We start from the raw sequence: 17,186 nt of genomic DNA, 5'->3' as shown, positions 1-17,186 counted from the left end.
GGCCCCAGCAGGGACTGGTGGCCCGTTCCGGTTCGCCGCCGGACATCCGACAGAGGAAACCGACCATGAGTGACGTGGCATTCGTCCTGCTGACAGTGGTGATCTTCGCCCTGCTCGGCCTGCTGGTGAAGGGCGTCGAGAAGAACGGGGCGGAGAATCCGTGACCGCCGAGAACGCCGCCGGCCTGGTGCTGGCCGTGCTGCTGATCGCCTTCCTGATCGCCGCCCTCTTGTTCCCGGAGCGCTTCTAGATGAGTACGAACGTCGCGGGGATCCTCTTCCTGGGATCCCTCGTGCTCGCCCTGGCCGTGGTCCACCGGCCGCTGGGCGACTACATGTACCGCGTCTACAGCGGGACGCGGCACTCGCGCGTGGAGCGGGTGGTCTACAAGCTGATCGGCGTCCGGCCCGGCACCGAGCAGACCTGGGGCGTCTACGCCCGCAGCGTGCTGGCCTTCTCCGTGGTCGGCGTCCTGTTCCTGTACGGGCTCCAGCGTGTCCAGCAGCACCTGCTGCTGAACCTGGGCTTCGGTCCGGTCAAGCCGGACCAGGCGTGGAACACCGCGATCAGCTTCGTGACCAACACCAACTGGCAGTCGTACTCGGGCGAGTCCACGATGGGTCACCTGGTCCAGATGTCCGGGCTGGCGGTCCAGAACTTCGTGTCGGCGGCGGTCGGGATGGCGGTCGCCATCGCGCTGATCCGGGGCTTCGCGCGCAGGAAGTCCGAGCAGCTCGGCAACTTCTGGGTGGACCTGACCCGGGGCGCGATCCGGATCCTGCTGCCGATCGCGTTCATCGGCGCCATCGCGCTGATCGCGGGCGGGGTCGTCCAGAACTTCGGCGACGCGGGCGACCACGTGGTCCGCACGCTGTCGGGCGGGCGGCAGGCCCTCACCGGCGGCCCGGTGGCCAGCCAGGAGGTCATCAAGGAACTGGGCACCAACGGCGGCGGCTTCTACAACGCCAACTCCGCGCACCCGTACGAGAACGCCACCTCCTGGACCAACTGGCTGGAGATCTTCCTGATCCTGGTCATCCCGTTCACGCTGACCCGCACGTTCGGCCGGATGGTCGGCCAGGTGCGGCAGGGGTACGCGATCGCGGCGGTGATGAGCCTGCTGGCACTGGTCAGCATCTCGCTGACGATGCTCTTCCAGGGAATGGCCGGCGGCACCGTGCCCACGGCGGTGGGCGCTGCGGCCGAGGGGACCGAGGCGCGGTTCGGGGTGATCAACTCGGCGGTCTTCGCCGCGTCCACCACGCTGACCTCGACCGGCGCGGTGAACTCCTTCCACGACTCCTACACCAGCCTCGGCGGCATGATGACGATGGTCGACATGATGCTGGGCGAGGTCGCGCCCGGCGGGGTCGGCTCCGGCCTGTACGGAATGCTCGTGCTGGCCGTGATCACGGTGTTCGTGGCCGGGCTGATGGTCGGCCGTACCCCCGAGTACCTCGGCAAGAAGATCGGTGCCCGCGAGATCAAGTTCGCGGCGCTGTACTTCCTGATCACGCCCATCCTGGTGCTGACCGGGACCGCGATCGCGATGGCCACCGGGAGCGGCCGGGCGGCGATGCTCAACACCGGCCCGCACGGGCTCTCCGAGGTGCTGTACGCCTTCACCTCCGCCTCCAACAACAACGGGTCGGCGTTCGCGGGCGTCACGGTCAACACGGTCTGGTACGACACCGCGCTGGGCCTGTGCATGGCGCTCGGCCGGTTCATGCCGATCATCTTCGTGCTCGCGCTGGCCGGCTCGCTGGCCCGCCAGGGGCACGCGCCGGAGTCGGACGGCACCCTGCCCACCCACCGGCCGCAGTTCGTCGGCCTGGTCGCCGGCGTGACCGTCATCCTCGTCGCGCTCACGTTCCTGCCCGCGCTCGCGCTCGGGCCGCTGGCCGAAGGAATCCACTGATGTCCGTACAGACCCAGACGCCCGCGCCCGTTGAGGCCTCCGCACCCAAGGAAGGCGGCAAGGTCTCCGGTGGCCTGCTCGATCCGGGGCAGCTGGTCAGATCGCTGCCGGACGCCGTCCGCAAGCTGAACCCGCGCACCCTGTGGCGCAACCCCGTGATGCTGATCGTGGAGATCGGCGCGGCATGGACGACCGTCCTGGCCGTGGCGGATCCCAGCGTGTTCGCCTGGCTGATCGTGGCTTGGCTGTGGCTGACCGTACTGTTCGCCAACCTGGCCGAGGCGGTGGCCGAGGGCCGGGGCAAGGCCCAGGCCGACGCGCTGCGCAAGGCCAGGACCGACACCGTCGCGCGCCGGCTCACCGGCTGGGCGCCGGGCCGTACCGGATCCCCTGAGGAACGGGTCGGCGCGCCGGAACTGCGGCAGGGCGACCATGTCGTGGTCGAGGTCGGCGAGATCATCCCGGGCGACGGCGACGTGGTCGAGGGCATCGCCAGCGTGGACGAGTCCGCGATCACCGGCGAGTCGGCCCCCGTCATCCGGGAGTCCGGCGGCGACCGCTCGGCGGTGACCGGCGGGACGAAGGTGCTGTCGGACCGGATCGTCGTGCGGATCACCCAGAAGCCGGGCGAGAGCTTCATCGACCGGATGATCGCGCTGGTCGAGGGGGCGGGCCGGCAGAAGACGCCCAACGAGATCGCGCTGAACATCCTGCTCGCCGCGCTCACCGTGATCTTCCTGCTGGCCGTCGCCACGCTGCAGCCGCTGGCGATCTACTCCAAGGCCGGCGACCCCGGCGTGGCCGACACCCTCGCCCTGAACGGCGACGGCGTCACCGGCATCGTGCTGGTCTCGCTGCTGGTGTGCCTCATCCCCACCACGATCGGGGCGCTGCTGTCGGCGATCGGCATCGCCGGCATGGACCGGCTCGTCCAGCGCAATGTGCTCGCGATGAGCGGGCGGGCTGTGGAGGCCGCCGGCGACGTCGGCACGCTGCTGCTCGACAAGACCGGCACCATCACGCTGGGCAACCGGCAGGCGGCGGCGTTCGTCCCGGTGAACGGGGTGGGCGAGGACGAGCTGGCGGACGCCGCGCAGCTGTCCAGCCTGGCCGACGAGACCCCCGAAGGCCGCTCGGTGGTGGTGTTCGCCAAGCAGCGGTACGGCCTGCGCGAGCGCACGTCCGGCGAGCTGCCCCACGCGACCTGGGTCCCGTTCACCGCCCAGACGCGGATGAGCGGCGTTGACCTCGACGAGGGCGTGGAACGTTCCCTGCGCAAGGGCGCGGCGACCGCGGTCGCGGACTGGGTGCGCGAGCGGGGCGGGACCGTCCCGCCGGAGCTCGGTGAGATCGTCGACGGCGTCTCCGCTTCCGGCGGCACGCCGCTGGTGGTCGGCGAGGTCCTGGACGGTACGGCCCGCGTGCTGGGCGCCGTCCACCTCAAGGACGTCGTCAAGGAGGGCATGCGGGAGCGGTTCGGCGAGATGCGCGCGATGGGCATCAGGACCGTGATGATCACCGGCGACAACCCGGTGACCGCCAGGGCGATCGCGGACGAGGCCGGCGTGGACGACTTCCTCGCCGAGGCCAGGCCGGAGGACAAGCTCGCGCTCATCAGGAAGGAGCAGGAGGGCGGCCGGCTGGTCGCGATGACCGGGGACGGCACCAACGACGCGCCCGCGCTCGCGCAGGCCGACGTCGGGGTGGCGATGAACACCGGGACCTCGGCCGCCAAGGAGGCCGGGAACATGGTGGACCTGGACTCCGACCCGACCAAGCTGATCGAGATCGTGCAGATCGGCAAGCAGCTGCTCATCACCCGCGGCGCGCTGACCACGTTCTCGATCGCCAACGACATCGCCAAGTACTTCGCGATCATCCCGGCGATGTTCATGGGGCTGTTCCCCGGCCTGGCCGCGCTCAACGTCATGCGCCTGCACAGCCCGCAGTCGGCGATCCTGTCCGCCGTCGTCTTCAACGCCCTGGTCATCATCGCGCTGATCCCGCTGGCCCTGCGCGGCGTGCGGTACCGGCCCGGGAGCGCGTCCCAGCTGCTGTCGCGCAACCTGTGCGTCTACGGCCTCGGCGGGATCGTCGCGCCGTTCATCGGCATCAAGATCATCGACCTCATCGTCCAGTTCCTTCCTGGGATGTCCTGACATGCGAATGCCCACCTGGATCCGCCGGCACCTGGCGGCGCTGCGCGCGCTGCTGGTCTTCACCGTGCTGCTCGGCGCCGTCTACCCGCTCGCCGTCTTCGCCGTGGGACAGTTGCCCGGCCTGAACGGCAAGGCCGACGGATCGCTCGTGAAGTCGGACGGCCGCGTCGTCGGCAGCAGGCTCATCGGCCAGTCCTTCACCGACGCGAACGGCGACGCGCTCCGGCAGTACTTCCAGAGCCGCCCGTCCAACGCCGGCGACGGCTACGACCCCACCTCCAGCGGCGCGAGCAACCTCGGCCCCGAGAGCGTCGTCGACACCCTGCCCGACCCGAAACTCATCGCGGCCGGCAAGGAGGACGGGAACGCCGCCCAAAGCTTGCTCACCCAGATCTGCGAGCGCGGCAAGGCCGTCGGTGAGCGGGAGGGTGTGGACGGGCGCCGCCCGTTCTGTACGCCCGGCGGCGTCGGCGCGGTCCTCGCGGTCTTCGGCACGCGGACGGCGGACGGCACCGTACCGGCGCCCACCCGCGTGGTCAGCCTGAACGAGCAGGACGGCGTCGTGCGCGCCCCGTTCATGGCCACCTACAAGGGCGTCAAGGTCGAACTCGCCCGGTACGGCGAGGACTACGCCATGGGCAAGGTCGTCCCGATCAGGGGGAACGCGCCGGACAAGCCCGCCGTACCGGCCGACGCGGTCACCGCCAGCGGCAGTGGCCTCGACCCGCACATCAGCCCCGCGTACGCCACCTTGCAGGTCAAGCGGGTCGCGACGGCCCGGGGGATCTCCACCGCCCAGGTGGAGGAGCTCGTCAAGGCCAACCGCACCGGCCGTGCCCTCGGCTTCATGGGCGAGCCCGTCGTCAACGTCCTGACGCTCAACATCGCCCTGGACGAGCGGTTCCCCGTTCAGAAGTGAGGCCTCCAGGGCGCCGCTACAGGAAGGAGGGGTGATGGGCCGAGGACGGTTGCGGATCTACCTGGGAGCGGCGCCCGGGGTGGGCAAGACCTACGCCATGCTCGCCGAGGGTGCCCGGCGCCTGGCCCGGGGCACCGACGTGGTGGTCGGGTACGTGGAGACACACGGACGGTCCCGGACGGCCGAACTCCTCGATGGGCTGGAGATCGTCCCGCGAAGGACCGTCCACTACCGGGGGACCACGTTCACCGAGCTCGACACCGACGCCCTGATCGCGCGGCGCCCGCAGGTGGCGCTGATCGACGAGCTGGCGCACAGCAACGTGCCCGGCTCGTCCAACGCCAAGCGCTGGCAGGACATCGAGGCGGTCCTGGACGCCGGCATCGACGTCATCTCCACCGTCAACGTCCAGCACCTGGACTCGGTCAACGACGTCGTCGAGCAGATCACCGGCGTACCGCAGCGGGAGACCGTACCGGACGAGGTCGTCCGCCGCGCCGACCAGGTCGAGCTGATCGACATGGCACCCGAGGCGCTGCGCCGCCGGATGGCGCACGGCAACATCTACGCCCCCGAGAAGATCGACGCCGCCCTCGGCAACTACTTCCGCGTCGGCAACCTCACCGCGCTGCGCGAGCTGGCGCTGCTGTGGCTGGCCGACAAGGTCGACGACCAGCTCGACCGCTACCGCGCCGACCACGACATCGACAGCACGTGGGAGACCCGCGAACGCGTCGTCGTCGCCCTCACCGGAGGGTCCGAGGGCGACACGCTGATCCGCCGCGCCGCCCGGATCGCCGACCGGACCAAGGGCGCCGACCTGCTGGCCGTCCACGTCACCCGCAGCGACGGCCTCACCGACGCCGACCCCGCCAACCTCACCCGCCAGCGCTCCCTGGTGGAAAGCCTGGGCGGCAGCTACCGGCAGGTCGTCGGTACGAACGTGCCCGACGCGCTGCTGGACTTCGCGCGCGGTGTCAACGCCACCCAGCTCGTTCTCGGAGCGTCCCGGCGGGGCCGCGCCGCACAGCTCTTCTCCCGTGGCGTCGGCGTCACGACCACCGCCCAGTCGGGGACGATCGACGTCCACCTGGTCACCCACGAGGAGGTCAACCAGGGCCGGCGGTGGAAGGCCCTGCGCACCGCCTGGGGCGTCCCGTCCAGCCGGCGGAACGCGGGTTTCGCGGTCGCCACCCTGGGGCTGCCGCTGCTCACGCTCCTGCTGGACCATCTGAGCGGCCAGCTCTCCCTGACCAGCGACATCCTGCTGTTCCAGGCCGCGGTCATCGGCGTCGCCATGATCGGCGGGTTCTACCCCGCGCTGTTCGCCGCGATCGCCGGGTCACTGCTGCTGAACTACTTCTTCACCCCGCCCTTCTACACCTTCACCATCCATCAACCCGAGGCGTTCCTCCAGCTCGTGGTGTACGTCGTGGTGGGCGTGACCGTCAGTACCGTCGTCGACATCACCGCGCGCAGGAGCCGTGAGGCCGCCCGCGCCAAGGCCGACTCCCAGATCCTGTCCACCCTCGCCGGCGACATCCTGCGCGGTGAGCACGGCGCGGGCGCCGCGCCCCGGGCCTCCCGCACCCTGGCCCGCATCCTGGAACGGCTCCGCGAGACGTACGGGCTCAGCTCGGTCACGCTGCTGGAACGCGCGCACGACGCGCCCATGACACCCGCCACCAAGCGCGACCCCGGCTCCTGGATCATCGTCGCCACCGTCGGCGGCGAGCCCTGCACCAGCCCGGACGCGGGGGAGTCCGACGTCCTCATCGACGACGGCCCGCCCGACGGCGGCGTCCTCGCGCTGGTGCTGCGCGGCCGTACGCTGCCCGCCTCCGACCGCCGCGTCCTGGAGGCCTTCGCCGCCCAGGCCGCCGTCGCGCTGCGCCACCAGCGCCTGGCCGAGGCCGCCGAGCAGGTCCGTCCCCTGGCCGCCGCCGACAAGATGCGCACCGCCCTCCTGAACGCCGTCAGTCACGACCTGCGTACACCGCTCGCGTCCGCCAAGGCCGCCGTGGACAGCCTGGGCAGCCGCGAGATCACCTGGAGCGTCCGGGACCGCGACGAGCTGACCGCCACCGCAGCCGAGTCCCTGGAACGGCTCGACCGCCTCGTCGCCAACCTGCTCGACATGAGCCGCCTGCAGGCCGGCTCCCTCGGCATGTCCCTGCAGCAGATCGCGATCGAGGACACCATGCCCCGAGCCCTGGCCGACGTGGGAGGCGCGGACATCGAGATCCGTACCCCCGAGGGCCTGCCGGAGGTGGTCGCCGATCCCGCGCTCCTGGAACGCATCCTGGTGAACCTCATCAGCAACGCCGTCCGCTACAACCCGCCGGGACGGCCGGTGCTGCTCACCGCCAGCGCCCACGCCGACCGGCTGCAACTGCGCGTCATCGATCGCGGCCCCGGCATCCCGCCCGCCGACCGCGACCGCGCCTTCGAGCCGTTCCAGCGCCTCGGCGACCGCGACAACCACACCGGCGTCGGGCTCGGCCTGGCCCTCTCCCGCGGCCTCGCGGAGGCGATGAACGGATCCATCGAGATCGAGGAGACCCCCGCCGGCGGCCTGACCATGGTCCTCACCCTTCCCACCGCCGTCCCCCCTTCCCGTTGACTCGTGGCGTGTTCGCCCTCCCAGGACCGAGGAAAGGCGAACACGCCACGAGTCAACGGGGTGGTGGTGATGTCGTGGAAGTGTCGGATTCTGTCAGTGGGGGCCGATAGAACTATGGGTATACGACGGACCGCGAGGGTGGAGGTCGAAACTCATGAGTTCCGGCGAGGCCGGGTGGGAGGAACGGAGTGCGGTGCGTGTGGTGCCGCCCGTTCAACCACGCAAACTGGTCAAGGTGCCGTTCGTCGAACTGGCGGACGGGCGGCTGCAAGGAGTGGTATCGAGCGGTTCTGATATCGCTCGGGTGTACGTTTCCTCCATCGCGGCGGAGACGCACAATTTCAATTGCAGTACCAATAACAATCGGCCGTGCAGTGGGGCCGGAGGCTTCCATCGCTGCAAGCACCTCAAGGCGCTGATCGATGAGGCGGTGAAGCAGTACGGCCTTGAACGGGTCGCGCGTTACCTGAAGGTCGAGGCCGCGGAGGGCGACGATCTGAACTCCCTGCTGAAGGGCGCTCAGGAAAAGGCTCCGGCCGCCATGGTGTTCAGCCGGTTCCTGCGGCACCTGACCTATCTGGAGGTTCCGGCGAGCCCGGAGCCCCTGACCGAGATGCACTGGTTCCCGGCTTTGGGGGCGGTCCGCTGATGCAGGGAGTCCAGCTCGCCGAGCTGCTCGTCCAGAGTCCGCCCGGCGCGGGGGAGGCGCTGGATGTGGTCGCCGGGTTCGACGCCGCGCTGGCCAACGGCCTCGCCCGGCTCAGCCCGCGGCATACCGAGGCCCTCGACGCGCTTGCGGGCGCGGTGGGCGCGTCCCCGCTCGGCACGGCGGTGGCCGACGCGTCCGGCAAGCTCGCCGCCGGTTCGATCGGTGTCACCGAGTTGTCCGTACTCGCCGGGGCCCGCGCCGCGCTGCTCGGTGCGGTGCACGATGCGCTGCTCGCCCAGCTCGACGGCGCGCTCGGCCGGTCCCGTTCCACGTGGGAGGAAGCCCCCGCCGATGGGGAGCCGGTGCCCGCCAACCTGCTCGCCGGAGGCCGCGCCTGGTTGCAGGAGCTGGCCATCGCGGGCTGGCGGGGCGTGAACGACGCGCTGGTGTCGGCCGCTGACCAGGCCCTTGAGGCACTGTGGGCGGAGCCGCGGTTGCGCCGGGTGGCCGTGCTGCTGGACGGCCTCGCCGCCGAGCTGCGCGCCTCGTGCCCGGTCGCGACGATGGAAAAGGTCCCGGAACGCCGCTGGGCCGACCTGTGGACGCGCGCGGTGCTGCTGTCGCACTCCGGCAGCTGGACGGGCGGCGCGAGCGTCGCCTCCGGACGGCTCCTGCCCCTGGGCGTCGACGTCCAGGAGCACGGAACGGCCGTTCAAGCACAGTTGCACGCGGTGCTGGAGCCCAAGGGCGAGGGACCGGTGCGCCTTGTACGCGTCGCCGTCGCCGCCGCCAAGGTCGACACGATCCTCGGTCCCTCACTGTGGCAGCTGCTTTCGGCGTACCCGACGCTGCTGGCCGCCCTCGCCGAGCACCGCGCCGTCGACATCACCGACATGTCCCTGACCGCCGGCGGCGACCTGCTCTGGGACGAGGAGCGCGCGGAGGCCGGTGAGACCGCCGACCCGTTCGCGACGGCCCGCGTCCGGCTCCCCGGCGCCGAGGCCCCGGCCGTCGCACCGCTCGACCGCCACCCGGTGCGCGTCGCCGAGCCGGTGCTGGTCGAGGGCTACACGGCGAAGCGCGACGGCACGTTCGACCTCAACGGCGAGACCCTGGCCGTCGACCTCGACCGGCTGCCGCTCAGCGGCCCGCTCACCCCGCAGCTCGTGGGCGCGTCCACGGCGTGCATCGGCCTGCTCCGCTGGGATGCCGGGCAGTGGACGCTGCAGCCGCTCGCCCTGCAGAGCAGCGTGAAGAAGCAACCGGTCGAGGCGCACAACGGCGACTGGGCGCTCGGCCCCACCGATCCGAAGGTCGTGAAGGCCCAGGCCCGTTCCGGCGACGCCGTGGCCGTCCTGACCGAACGCGCGGGAAGGCTGCTTCGCAAGTGAGCGAAAGTGAGAGCGAGAGCGACGATGTCCGCCGGCAGGTGCTCCTCTGGCGGCTGCTGGGACGGGTCTTCAACGCCGAGGAGCAGCCCGCCCTGGAGGCGGCGAGCATGGCCGTCGTCGGGGAGCGCGAGCTGCCGGCGGCACTCCTCGACCCCGGCGTGTCGGTCGACACGGTCGTGCAGCGGTTCCCCGAGCTGGAGCCGGAGCTGCTCGACCCGCTGGCGGACGGCGACGACGGCGACCGGGTGCGGCGTACGGCGCTGGTGTCGAAGCTGCTGCTGAACGCGTTCTGTACGGGCGGTGGCAGCGTCACCGTGAGCCAGCTCTCCGCCTGGCAGCGCGACGCCGAATGGCTGCGCCGCGCCCTTGGTGCGTGCGCGGGCGGCGGGCCCGGCCAGGGGCAAGGAACGGGCATGGGCACCGGGGAGGGCAACGGCACCGGGCAGGATAACGGCAAGGCGCCCGGTCCGGGGCGCGGGTCCGGGGCAGGGCAGGGGTTCGATGTCACGGACGCCGACCTCAACGCGCTGCTGGCCGACCTGGAGGGCGATCTCGTCCGGCGGATGCGGTTGCGCGAGGTGCTGGCCGACCCGGCGCTGGCCCGGCAGCTGACTCCCAGCATGTCGCTGATCGAGCAGCTGCTGCGCGACAAGCACAACCTGTCCGGGGAGGCTCTCGCGAACGCCAAGTCGCTGATCAGGCGGTTCGTGGACGAGATCGGCGAGGTGCTGAAGACCCGGGTGGAGAAGGCCAGTACCGGCAAGATCGACCGTAGCGTGCCGCCCAAGCGGGTGTACCGCAACCTCGACCTCGACCGGACGATCTGGAAGAACCTGGTCAACTACAGCCCCGAGGACGAGCGGCTCTACGTCGACAAGCTGTTCTACAAGCGCACCGCCCGCCGCACCACCCCGGCACGGATGATCGTGGTGGTCGACCAGTCCGGGTCCATGGTGGACGCGATGGTCAACTGCACCATCCTGGCCTCCATCTTCGCCGGGTTGCCCAAGGTCGACGTGCACCTGATCGCCTACGACACCCGCGCGATCGACCTGACGCCGTGGGTCAACGACCCGTTCGAGGTGCTGCTGCGCACCACGCTGGGCGGCGGTACGCACGGGCCGGTCGCGCTCCGGCTGGCCCGGCCGAAGATCGCCGACCCGCGCAACACGGCGCTGGTCTGGATCTCCGACTTCTACGACGACCGGAGCATGATCGACGACTTCGGGTCGCTGCACCGGTCCGGGGTGAAGTTCATCCCGGTCGGCTCCGTCAACAGCTCCGGCCAGGCCAGCGTCGACTCCTGGTACCGGCAGAAGCTCAAGGAGCTGGGCACCCCGGTCATCTCCGGCCACATCGACAAGCTCGTTCTGGAACTCAAGACCTTCCTGGGCTAGACCCGGACCTGCAGAGGAGACCCCCACATGACCGACGACATCCTGCGCGCCCCGGCCGAGGTCAAGTACGCCGACGAGCTGGACTACCTGGAGTCGATCGACGACGCCCCCAAGCCGTTCTCGTGGCGGCTGAGCCCGAAGATGGTGTGCACGTTCATCCTGGGTTCCGAGCGCTCCGACGGGCTCGACCGGGAGATCCCGCAGAAGTGGTTCGGCGACCGGACCTTCGTCGAGCGCTCGATCGTCACGCTCGCGTCCGACCGCGGGCTGCTGCTGATCGGTGACCCGGGCACCGGCAAGTCCTGGCTGGCCGAGCTGCTGTCGGCCGCGATCAGCCGCAACTCGACGCTGGTCGTGCAGGGCACCGCCGGCACCACCGAGGACCACATCAAGTACTCCTGGAACGTCTCCATGGTGATCGCCAAGGGGCAGTCCAGGGAGTCGATGATCCCCTCCCCGATCATGACCGCGATGGAACGGGGCGTGATCGGCCGGTTCGAGGAGCTGACCCGTTCCACCAGCGACGTCCAGGACGCGCTGATCTCCATCCTGTCGGAGAAGTACGTCTCCATCCCCGAGCTGGACACCGACAACACCGTGTTCGCCCAGCCGGGCTTCTCCATCATCGCGACGGCCAACAGCCGCGACCGGGGCGTCAACGACCTGTCCTCGGCGCTCAAGCGGCGCTTCAACTTCGTCCGCATCCCGATGGTGACCAGCAAGAAGGCCGAGTCGGAGATCGTCCGGTTCCGGACCACCGAGCTGCTGCGGCGGCACCGGATCGAGCTGGAGGTCGCGCCGTCGCTGCTGGAGGTGCTGCTGCAGAGCTTCGCCGACCTGCGCGCCGCCGCCGCGTCCGCCCGCAGCGACGACGAGAAGCTGGAGTCGGCGCTGTCGACGGCCGAGCAGATCGGCGTGCTGGAGGACGCGATCCTGCACAGCCAGTTCTTCGGCGAACGGGAGTTGCGCGCCGAGACGATCGCGTCCTCGCTGGTCGGGTCGCTGGCCCGCCGTACCCCGGAGGACCTGGCCATCCTGAACAAGTTCTGGCACGGCGTCGTCGAGCCGCGCAGCAAGAAGGAGGAGGGCGCCTGGCAGGGCTTCCTGGCGGGCGGCCGCGAGGCCCTGGCGAAGCTGTCGTGACCGGCCCCGCGACGGAGGTGACGCCCCAGGCGACCGGCCTGGACGTGGGCGCGGGGCCGTTCGGCGGGCTGCGGGAGCAGCTGCTCGGCGCGGCCGAGCGGTTCGGCTCCGGCCCGCTGACCGACATCCTGGGCGGCCTGGTCGAGGACGTCGACCGGGCGCTGCGCGAGCCGCTGGAGATCTTCCCGGTCTGCCACCACTCGCCCTCCTCGGCGACGGCGATGGCCCGCCGGCTGCGGGACAAGCGGCCGAAGGTCGTCTATCTGGAGCTGTGCGAGGACATGCGGCCGCTGCTGGACGAGCTGCACAACTGCACGCTCCCGGTCGCGCTGCAGTCGTTCGCCACCGACATCGACGGCTTCCCGGCGGACTGGGCACCGCTCAGCGTGGTCGCGCCGATCACCGAGGCGTCCGCCGAGTACCAGGCGATCTCGTACGCGCTCACCACGCCCGGCGTTGAGCTGGTCCTGGTGGACCGTTCGACCGACCACGTCTTCCAGTGGGAGCCGCGCGACGACGACACCGCCGGCAAGGCCGAGGACGAGACCGCGGCCGAGGACGAGGAGTCCGCGCTGCACGGCGGCGCGGTCGGCGTCGAGATCGGCGACCTGCGACCGCGCTTCGCCGAGCTGGAGGAGCACCTGCTCCACCACGGCAAGGTGCGGCACTGGTCGGAGTGGTGGGACCAGTACGTCGAGCAGCCGCTGGTCGACGCCGACCACGACACCTACCGCCAGGTGCTGGTGCTGATCGGCAGCCTGTTCCGGCGCCTGCGGCCGGACGGCTCCGCCCGTACGGCCGTCGACGAGAACCGCGAGCGCTACATGTGGACGCGGATGCGCGAGCACCTGCTGTCCTCGGGTGCCGATCCCGCCGACTGCCTGTACGTGTGCGGTGCCTTCCACGCGGCGAGCCGGGTCGAGGAGTTCGGGCTGCACGGCACGGCGGGCTCGTTCGAGATCACGCCGCGCTCGGCCACGAGCTGGCAGTACGGGCTCATCCCGTCCAGCCACTCGGCGATCGAGGCGCAGTTCGGGCTCGCGCCCGGCTCGGTGTCGATCGCCGCCGCGACCTACTCGAAGGCGCTGCGGCGGACCGGCCTCAAGCCGTTCCGGCTGGGCGGGAAAGCGGCGGCGAAGGCACCGGCCAAGGCCGCCAAGCCGCCCGCACCGGTGACCGACCGGCTGTCGGGCTTCCTGACGGCCGCGCCCGCACCGGACGGCCTCGACGACCAGGAACTGCTCGGCTGGTGCGTCGACATCGTCCGGCTGGCCCGCAAGAACGGATACGCCTCCAGCACCGCCGACGCCATCGCGGTGTACGAGACGTCGATCCTGCTGGCCGGGATCCGCGGGCGGAAGCGCCCGACGCCGTACGACTTCCAGGACGCGGCGGTCACCTGCATCGAGAAGGACGCGGTACCGGGCCGCCGCGATGTCGCGCGCCTGTGCGAGATCCTGCTCGGCGGCGACCGGGTGGGCGAGGTCGGCTACGACGCGCTGCCACCGCTGGCCCGCAACGTCCTCGACCGGCTCGCGCCGCTGGGCCTCGACCTGGAGAAGCGCGCCGTCCAGCGGGCGCTGCTCGACCTGGACGCCGATCCGCGCCTGCGGCCGTGCTCGGATCTGCTCTGGATCCTGCGCCGGCTCGTACCGCACGACGTCGTCCAGCCCATCATGGGCTCGCGCCGCCTGGGCGAACGCTCCATCCAGGAGAGCTGGGACCTGGCGATCGGCCGGAACATGCGCTCGATCGTCGAGCTGGGCTACGAGGGCGTCACCATCGAGCAGGTGCTGGAGCAGCGGCTTCGCAAGGCGGTGCACGCGCCGCGCGCGACCGCCGCCGACGCCCTCGCCGCGGTGGAGGACTCCATCCTCTACCTGGGCGGCAGGCGCTTCACCGACGAGCTGGGCGCCCGCGCGGTCGAGTTGCTGGCCGCCGAACGTACCGTGGACGGCGCGCCGGAGGTGCTGCGCCGCGTGCGGCGGCTCCTCACTCACTACCAGGCGACCCAGCCGGAGCTGCCGGAATGGTGCCAGGCGTTCGTCACCGCCGGGTACGCGCACTACTGCACGCTGCTGCCGACCGCGTTCACCGACGATGACACCGGCGTACGGCAGGTCGCGGCGATGCTCGGCTTCCTGTTCGGGATGGAGAGCCTGGCGCTGTCCCTGGGCTGCGACCACACGCAGCTGGAGCTGGCCGTCCAGCAGTCACATCCGGAGTCCCCCGCCAAGGTCGCCCTGCTGTGGGCGGCGCAGACCCAGCTGGGCCTGCTGCCACTGGAGGAACTGCGGCGGCGGTGCGACGAACTGCTGGACAACCCGCTGGTCGTCCCGTCGTTCCCGCTCTACCTGAGCGGCTTCGTCCAGGCCCTGGAGCCCGCCCCGGCGCTCGCGTCGCTGGTGGTCGAGATCCTTTCGAAGGCGTTCGCCCGGCTTCCCGACACGGTCCTGCTGCCGTGGCTGCCGAAACTGATCACGACGCTGAAGGACCACGCGGAGGAGATGGTCCCGGTACTGATCAGGGAGGCGGGCCGTACGTTCCCGGCCACCCTGGTGGGGCTGGACTCGTGGACCCCGCCCTGGTCGGCCCAGGCGGCTCCGGCCGGACCGCCGTCCGGCTCCGTCCCCGACGGCGGCCCGGCCGCGGAACTCCTCGCCGCCCACCCCGCCGCATGCGACGCGCTCGCCGGCCTGCTGGGCCTCCCACCCGGCTGGACGGCAACTTCCGCGCCCGCACCAATGTCGACCGCCCTACTGACCGAGCACCCGACCACCGCACACGCCGTTTCCGGCCTCCTCCTGAACTGAGCAACACCCACCTGCCCGGGCGGCGGGCCCACTCCAAGGGCCCGCCGTCCGGCCGCTGCTGCAGGAGCTTCAGAGACACCGTGGCATTCTTCCCACGTTGCCTGTCCACGGCAGGGTGTGGCTAAGGTCCGGCGTGCACTGGAGACTGGCCCGCATGGACGGAAAACGGCAGCTCGGGGAGTTCCTGCGGACGCATCGTTCTCGGCTGCGTCCGGAGGACGTCGGGCTGGTCGCGTACGGCGAGCGGCGGCGGGTGCCGGGACTGCGGCGCGAGGAACTGGCGCTGCTGGCCGGGGTGAGCGCGTCGTACTACTCCAGGCTCGAGCGGGGGCACTCGCTCAACGCCTCGCCCGAGGTGCTGGACGCGATCGCCCAGGCGCTGGGGTTGGAGGAGGCCGAGCGCCGGCACCTGCATGACCTCGCCGCCGTCCGGCGCCGACCGGCGGGTGGGCGCCGGCCCGCACCCGAGCGGGTGACGGCGGCGGTGCGCCAGCTGGTCGCGGCGATGGCGGACGTTCCGGTCATCGTCCTGGGCGTCCGCGGTGACGTGCTGGCCTGGAACCGTACGGGACACGCGTTGTACGCCGGGCATCTGGACGCCGGTAGCCCGGATCGTCCGGCCGAGCGGCCCAACATGACGCGCCTGGTGTTCTGTGACGCCCACACCCGCGAGATGTACGCGGATTGGACGCAGAAGGCGAGGGACGTGGTGGGCGGCCTGCGTCTCGCGGCCGGACAGAATCCCGCTGACCCGAAACTGGCGTCACTGATCGGCGAGTTGATGATGCAGAGTACGGAATTCGCCAGAATGTGGGCCGACCATAAGGTCCGTCCCTGCGATGTCGGCGTCTATGACATGCGGCATCCGCTGGTCGGCGCGATGACCGTCAACCAGCAGACCCTGCGCACCGCACAGGGACAGCGGATCGTCGTGGCGACGGCGGAACCCGGGTCCGCGTCGGAGAACGCGCTCGTCCTCCTGTCACGGGCCGCCATGTCCGCCGACGGCGATTCCGCGGTCGCGAAGGAATCGCGCCTCACCTGATCAGTCCCATCGCAAGTCGCGGTCGCTCATGACCGCGCCGTGAATCGAGCTCGGCCGCCTTAAAACGACACCCATGGAGTGCGCTGTTCAGCGCGCCCGAAAACAGAGGGAATCATGAAGATCAAGCTTTCATCCGCCGTTCTGGCCGTCGTGGCAGCGGGAACCGCCGCTCTGACGACCGTCACCGCTCTTCCGGCGTCGGCGGCCGCCACACCTGACAGCCGGGCGAAGGTCATCGCCCATTTCGACCTGGACAATGGGCAGATGCCGGAGAACGTGGCGGTGGAGCCCGGCGGCGCGCTCAATGTCACCTTCGCCGCCGCCCGGCAGATCGCCCGCGTCGATCGCACCGGCGCGACGCGGATCCTGGCCACCCTGCCACTACCGGCGGACGGCGGCGTCGGGACGCCCGTCCTGGGCTTCCCGCTGACCACCGGCATCGTACGGACGCGCAACGGCACCCTGTACGTCCTGTACGCGGCGGGCAGCGCCGACATGACGGGGCTGTGGCGGCTGACCCCAGGCGGGACGCCCCAGCGCATCGCCGCACTGCCCGCTGAAGGCCTGCCCAACGGGCTGGCGCTGGACGAGCGCGGCGAGCGGTTCTACATCACCGACTCCGTGCTCGGCAAGATCTGGACGGTGCCGCGGACCGGCGGTACTCCGGCGGTGTGGTCGGCGGCCGATGACCTCGCCTCGACCAGTTTCCTCGGCGTCAACGGCGCGAAGGCGCGCGACGGTGCCCTCTGGGTCACCAACCTCGACAAGGGCACCGTGCTGCGGATCCCGTTCCGGAAGGGCGGCCGCGCGGGCCTGCCGCAGGTGAAGGCCACGGGTCTGGTCGGCCTCGACGACTTCGCCTTCACCGGGCGAGGCGAGGAGATCGTGGCCGCCGTCAACGGCCCGAACAAGGTCGTGCGCATCCGGCCCGGTGGCGCCGTCTCCACCGTTCTGGACGCCGCCGATGGGTTGCAGAACCCGACCTCGGTGGCGGTCCGTGGCGGCAAGGTCTACGTACTCAGCGCCGCCTACACCACGAAGACCGACCCGAACCTCCTGCAGGCGCACCTGCCGGGTCGTCGCTGACCGCCCGTACGAAAACGGCGTCGGCCGGCGGTCGCGAGCGGAC

At 71.0% G+C, this 17,186-nt stretch carries 12 protein-coding genes; all 12 read left to right on the top strand.

The features are described 5' to 3' along the window. Positions 1-160: 160 nt before the first annotated feature. The 12 genes from kdpF to ACH34Q_RS43660 all read left to right on the top strand — a co-directional run bounded on the left by kdpF (position 161) and on the right by ACH34Q_RS43660 (position 17,143). Positions 161-250, top strand: a complete 90-nt coding sequence (gene kdpF / locus ACH34Q_RS43715; RefSeq protein WP_395989143.1) for a K(+)-transporting ATPase subunit F — start codon at positions 161-163, stop codon at positions 248-250. After that, positions 251-1,918, top strand: a complete 1,668-nt coding sequence (gene kdpA, locus ACH34Q_RS43710) for a potassium-transporting ATPase subunit KdpA (RefSeq protein WP_395989142.1) — start codon at positions 251-253, stop codon at positions 1,916-1,918. Beyond that, complete coding sequence (gene kdpB, locus ACH34Q_RS43705; RefSeq protein ID WP_395989141.1) at positions 1,918-4,077, top strand: potassium-transporting ATPase subunit KdpB; 2,160 nt, start codon at positions 1,918-1,920, stop codon at positions 4,075-4,077. The genes kdpA and kdpB overlap by 1 nt, the downstream gene beginning before the upstream one ends. A 1-nt stretch (position 4,078) precedes the next feature. Then, the gene (locus ACH34Q_RS43700) at positions 4,079-4,996 is read left to right on the top strand and encodes a potassium-transporting ATPase subunit C (RefSeq protein WP_395989140.1); all 918 of its coding nucleotides are present in this window, start codon (positions 4,079-4,081) and stop codon (positions 4,994-4,996) included. 34 nt (positions 4,997-5,030) lie between these two features. Continuing rightward, positions 5,031-7,619, top strand: coding sequence for an ATP-binding protein (locus ACH34Q_RS43695; protein WP_395989139.1), 2,589 nt, complete (start codon positions 5,031-5,033; stop codon positions 7,617-7,619). Between the two features lie 154 nt (positions 7,620-7,773). Next, a complete protein-coding gene (locus ACH34Q_RS43690; RefSeq protein ID WP_395989138.1) occupies positions 7,774-8,268 on the top strand; it encodes a hypothetical protein in 495 nt (164 codons plus the stop codon). After that, positions 8,268-9,659 (top strand): hypothetical protein, encoded by a 1,392-nt coding sequence (locus ACH34Q_RS43685; RefSeq protein ID WP_395989137.1) that lies wholly within the window; start codon positions 8,268-8,270, stop codon positions 9,657-9,659. The genes ACH34Q_RS43690 and ACH34Q_RS43685 overlap by 1 nt, the downstream gene beginning before the upstream one ends. Next, the gene (locus ACH34Q_RS43680; protein WP_395989136.1) at positions 9,656-11,056 is read left to right on the top strand and encodes a VWA domain-containing protein; all 1,401 of its coding nucleotides are present in this window, start codon (positions 9,656-9,658) and stop codon (positions 11,054-11,056) included. Before ACH34Q_RS43685 ends, ACH34Q_RS43680 begins: the two co-directional genes overlap by 4 nt. Before the next feature lie 27 nt (positions 11,057-11,083). Beyond that, positions 11,084-12,199, top strand: coding sequence for an AAA family ATPase (locus ACH34Q_RS43675; protein WP_395989135.1), 1,116 nt, complete (start codon positions 11,084-11,086; stop codon positions 12,197-12,199). Further along, entirely contained in the window at positions 12,196-15,012 is a 2,817-nt protein-coding gene (locus ACH34Q_RS43670) for a DUF5682 family protein (protein WP_395989134.1), read from the top strand. The genes ACH34Q_RS43675 and ACH34Q_RS43670 overlap by 4 nt, the downstream gene beginning before the upstream one ends. 154 nt (positions 15,013-15,166) lie before the next feature. Then, positions 15,167-16,057, top strand: a complete 891-nt coding sequence (locus tag ACH34Q_RS43665; protein ID WP_395989133.1) for a helix-turn-helix domain-containing protein — start codon at positions 15,167-15,169, stop codon at positions 16,055-16,057. A gap of 114 nt (positions 16,058-16,171) precedes the next feature. Further along, positions 16,172-17,143 carry an SMP-30/gluconolactonase/LRE family protein gene (locus ACH34Q_RS43660; protein ID WP_395989132.1) on the top strand — a complete coding sequence of 324 codons (972 nt, stop codon included), beginning with the start codon at positions 16,172-16,174 and terminating at the stop codon, positions 17,141-17,143. The last annotated feature ends 43 nt before the right edge of the window (positions 17,144-17,186 follow it).

This window comes from Actinomadura sp. 9N407, from assembly GCF_044326315.1.
GTDB lineage: Bacteria > Actinomycetota > Actinomycetes > Streptosporangiales > Streptosporangiaceae > Spirillospora.
The sequence above is the reverse complement of the archived record's forward strand: the minus strand, read 5'-3'. Positions and strand labels throughout refer to the sequence as shown.

What these genes read in the sequence shown, in the direction of transcription:
- kdpB (WP_395989141.1), top strand. Translation starts at nt 1,918, where the DNA reads ATGTCCGTACAGACCCAGACGCCCGCGCCCGTTGAGGCCTCCGCACCC.
- ACH34Q_RS43660 (WP_395989132.1), top strand. Translation starts at nt 16,172, where the DNA reads ATGAAGATCAAGCTTTCATCCGCCGTTCTGGCCGTCGTGGCAGCGGGA.
- ACH34Q_RS43700 (WP_395989140.1), top strand. Translation starts at nt 4,079, where the DNA reads ATGCGAATGCCCACCTGGATCCGCCGGCACCTGGCGGCGCTGCGCGCG.
- ACH34Q_RS43695 (WP_395989139.1), top strand. Translation starts at nt 5,031, where the DNA reads ATGGGCCGAGGACGGTTGCGGATCTACCTGGGAGCGGCGCCCGGGGTG.
- ACH34Q_RS43675 (WP_395989135.1), top strand. Translation starts at nt 11,084, where the DNA reads ATGACCGACGACATCCTGCGCGCCCCGGCCGAGGTCAAGTACGCCGAC.
- ACH34Q_RS43690 (WP_395989138.1), top strand. Translation starts at nt 7,774, where the DNA reads ATGAGTTCCGGCGAGGCCGGGTGGGAGGAACGGAGTGCGGTGCGTGTG.
- kdpA (WP_395989142.1), top strand. Translation starts at nt 251, where the DNA reads ATGAGTACGAACGTCGCGGGGATCCTCTTCCTGGGATCCCTCGTGCTC.
- ACH34Q_RS43685 (WP_395989137.1), top strand. Translation starts at nt 8,268, where the DNA reads ATGCAGGGAGTCCAGCTCGCCGAGCTGCTCGTCCAGAGTCCGCCCGGC.
- ACH34Q_RS43665 (WP_395989133.1), top strand. Translation starts at nt 15,167, where the DNA reads ATGGACGGAAAACGGCAGCTCGGGGAGTTCCTGCGGACGCATCGTTCT.